Raw genomic sequence first — 3,518 nt, 5'->3', positions numbered from 1 at the left:
CGCCTCCAGCACCTCGCGGCCCTCCTCCTTGAAGGAGCGCACCGCCTCGCCGGCCTGGGTCAGCGCCACGCCGGAGGCGGCCACCGCCGCGCCGTACTCCGCCTGGGTCCGGTCGAGGCGCTTGAGCTTGAGGTACATCGGCACCACGCAGGCGCTGGTGGCCACGAGCGCGACGAGGAGTATGCCGTCAACCAAGGAGCCCATGGCCGCCCTCCTTCTCCGGACTGATCGCGTCCTCGACCCGCAGGACGTAGGCGCCCTGCGACTGCCCGGCCCGGCACCAGAACAGCGGCCGGTCGTTGCCTTCGAGCTTGACCCGCGTCGCGGGCGTCGCGTCGAGGGTAAGTACCTGCCCGACCTTGAGCCCGGCGATCTCGCCGAGCGTCAGGTGGCGCTCCTCGAGCACGGCGCGCAGGCGCACGGTGGTCTTCTGCACCTCCGCCGCGATCTGCTCGGCCCAGCGCGGATCCCGGGCCGACGACTCGCCGGTCAGCACCTTGCCCAGCGCCGGACGCAGCGGGTTCAGCACTGTCTGCGGGATGATGAGGAACATCTCGCCGCCGCGGTTGAGCGCCTGGAGCAGGAACTTGGCCTGCACCGCCTTGTTGGAGCGCCGGCCGATCACCGCGAACTCCATCCGGGTCTCGGTGCGCTCGAGGCGGAAGCCCGTCTGCGAGACGAGGCCGAAGGAGGATTCGAGCGCTTTTCCCACCTGCTCGAACACCATCTGGGCGATGCGCAGCTCGATCGCCGAGAAGGTGCGCTCGTCCTCCACCGGCGGCTCGGAGCCGTCGGAGCCGAACAGCACCTCCGTCATGGTGTAGATGAAGTCGCGGTCGAGCCCGACGAGGACGTGCCCGTCCCAGCCCGGCGCGTGGAAGATGCCGACGACGGCGTTGGCGTCGTAGGCGTCGAGGAACTCGCCGAAGCGCCCGCTCTCGACCCCGCTCAGGGAATAGAAGGTCGAGGAGGCGGCCAGATGCTTGGCCGCATCGCTGCAGGCGGTGGCGAGGCGGTCGAACACCACGCTGAGCATCGGCAGCCGGTCGAGCGACAGGCCGCCGGCCTCCTGGATGCGGCTGCGGATGTCGGACGCGGGCTTCGTCCCCGTCACGAAGGGCGGGAGCGCGGGCGCGGCCTCGGGCACCGGCTCGGGGGTCTGGGTCTCGTCCATCCCACAAAAACCCTTACGCCGCCGCCGGCTCGGCGCGGGCGCCCGGCACGGTGGCGCTCTCGACCTCGTCGATGGTCGGACGGTCGGAGCCGGCGATGCCCTTGCGACCGTGCTCGATCGCGACCTGGGGCAGCGCGCCGTTCATGTAGGCGATCAGGCTCTGCTTCACGATGGTGTAGACGCTGCACTGCTTCTCACGCACGCCCTTGATCTTGACGGCGAGCGGGGCGAGCATCCCGTAGGACGCGAACACGCCGATGAAGGTGCCCACCAGCGCGGCGCCGATGAGGCCGCCGAGGATCTGCGGCGACTGGTCGAGCGCGCCCATCGCCTTCACGATGCCGAGCACCGCCGCGACGATGCCGAGCGCCGGCAGCGCCTCCGCCACGGTGTTGATCGCGGCGTAGGGCTTGAGCTTGTACTTCTTGTGGGTGCCGATCTCCTCCTCCATCAGCGCCTCGATCTCGTGCGAGCGGGCGTTGCCGATCAGGATCAGGCGGCAATAGTCGCAGATGAACAGCACCAGATCCTGGTCCTTGGTCACCTCGGGATAGTTCTTGAAGATCTCGGAATTGGCCGGATCGTCGAAATGGGTCTCGACCTCGTTGCGCGGCTTGGTCTTCAATTCGCGCATCAGGGCGTGCAGGAGGCCCAGCAGCGAGAGGAAGTCCTGGCGCTTCGGCCCCTTGTTGGTGAAGGCCTCCATCGTCGCCTTGCCGGAATCCATCACGGTCTTGAGCGGGTTGGCGATGACGAAGGTGCCCGCCGCCATGCCGAAGATGATGACGAACTCCCAGGGCTGCCAGATCACGATCAGGTGCCCGCCCATGGCGACGAAGCCGCCGAGCATGCAGCCGATCGCGATGACGAGGCCGACGAGGATTCCCATGGGAGGCTCCGGGGACACCTTTGCGGGGACGGGCGCCGACGCGCGGCACTCCTTTGTTCGAGGCAATAGGAGGGGTGGCTTGCGCGGAGCTTTTTGGGACGAAGCGGCGCCCCGGCTTGGAGGCGGGCGCGCGAGCGCATAACTGAGGCTCGTGACTTACGGCGATGCGCCCGACCGATGGTGGGGAGCATCGCGTCCGGCGGACGCCCGCCGCCTCGCATCCGCGAGGAAAGCCAACCTGTTTCAAACGAACCGGAGCGCCTCCTTGGCCCAGACCGACGATCGCCTGCCGCAGATGCACGCCACCACGATCCTGATGGTCCGCAAGGGCGGCCGGGTGGTGATCGGCGGCGACGGCCAGGTCAGCCTCGGCCAGACCATCGTGAAGGGCAACGCCCGCAAGGTCCGGCGGCTGGCCAAGGGCAGTGTCATCGGCGGCTTCGCCGGCGCCACCGCCGACGCCTTCACCCTGTTCGAGCGGCTGGAGGCCAAGCTGGAGCAGTATCCCGGCCAGCTCACCCGCGCCTGCGTCGAGCTCACCAAGGACTGGCGCACCGACCGCTATCTGCGCCGCCTCGAGGCGATGATGCTCGTGGCCGACAAGGATGTCAGCCTGCTGCTCTCCGGCTCCGGCGACGTGCTGGAGCCCGAGACCGGGGTGATGGCGATCGGCTCCGGCGGCAACTTCGCGCTGGCCGCCGCCCGCGCGCTGGAGGACGGCGAGCACGACGCCGAGACGATTGTGCGCAAGGCGATGAAGATCGCAGCCGAGATCTGCGTCTACACCAACGGGAACCTCGTGATCGAGGCAATCGACGCGGCCTGAGGGTCTGTTCGCCCCTGGCATCCATGACGCTCCTCATGCTGAGGAGCGGCGCCAGCAGCCTCGAAGCACGCCGGAACGGTTGATCTCATGGCAGCGCTCGGCCGGGAAAAGCGTCGCGGCGTGCTTCGAGGCCCGCTGACGCGGGCACCTCAGCATGAGGAGCGGGGCGTTTGCCGGAACATTTGCTCAAAGGGCACTCCGAAGCCGGACGCCCTGGAAAGCCGAGCTGTGCCCGCTTAGATCGTCCCGGAGGGAAGGCCCCGCGCCGCCCCGCCAAATCCGTAAAAAGAATCTGGCCGCAGGAGCCCGATGACCACCTTCTCTCCCCGCGAGATCGTCTCCGAGCTCGATCGCTTCATCGTCGGCCAGAAGGACGCCAAGCGCGCGGTCGCGATTGCCTTGCGCAACCGCTGGCGCCGCCAGCAGCTCAAAGGCCCGCTGCGGGACGAGGTCGCGCCGAAGAACATCCTAATGATCGGCCCGACCGGCTGCGGCAAGACCGAGATCGCCCGCCGCCTCGCGCGTCTGGCCGGCGCGCCTTTCCTCAAGGTCGAGGCGACCAAGTTCACGGAAGTGGGCTATGTCGGCCGCGACGTGGAGCAGATCGTGCGCGACCTCGTCGAGGTCGG

5 protein-coding genes are annotated in these 3,518 nt (G+C 68.6%); 2 read left to right on the top strand and 3 right to left on the bottom strand.

What is annotated here, in order from left to right; translation table 11 throughout:
• The 3 genes from MFF42_RS10830 to motA form a co-directional block, all read right to left on the bottom strand.
• On the bottom strand, positions 1–204 hold a 204-nt coding region (locus MFF42_RS10830), incomplete at its 3' end, for a hypothetical protein (protein WP_238255760.1).
• Positions 188–1,174 (bottom strand): flagellar motor switch protein FliM, encoded by a 987-nt coding sequence (locus MFF42_RS10825; RefSeq protein WP_238255759.1) that lies wholly within the window; start codon positions 1,172–1,174, stop codon positions 188–190. The genes MFF42_RS10825 and MFF42_RS10830, both read right to left, overlap by 17 nt.
• Before the next feature lie 13 nt (positions 1,175–1,187).
• Positions 1,188–2,063, bottom strand: a complete 876-nt coding sequence (gene motA / locus MFF42_RS10820; RefSeq protein WP_238255758.1) for a flagellar motor stator protein MotA — start codon at positions 2,061–2,063, stop codon at positions 1,188–1,190.
• Between the two features lie 265 nt (positions 2,064–2,328).
• On the opposite strand from motA, the gene hslV reads away from it, so the two are divergent.
• The gene (gene hslV / locus MFF42_RS10815) at positions 2,329–2,889 is read left to right on the top strand and encodes an ATP-dependent protease subunit HslV (protein WP_238255757.1); all 561 of its coding nucleotides are present in this window, start codon (positions 2,329–2,331) and stop codon (positions 2,887–2,889) included.
• Between the two features lie 309 nt (positions 2,890–3,198).
• On the top strand, positions 3,199–3,518 hold a 320-nt coding region (locus MFF42_RS10810), incomplete at its 3' end, for an AAA family ATPase (RefSeq protein WP_238255756.1).

The organism is Methylorubrum podarium (assembly GCF_022179745.1).
Classification (GTDB): domain Bacteria; phylum Pseudomonadota; class Alphaproteobacteria; order Rhizobiales; family Beijerinckiaceae; genus Methylobacterium; species Methylobacterium podarium.
The sequence above is the reverse complement of the archived record's forward strand: the minus strand, read 5'-3'. Positions and strand labels throughout refer to the sequence as shown.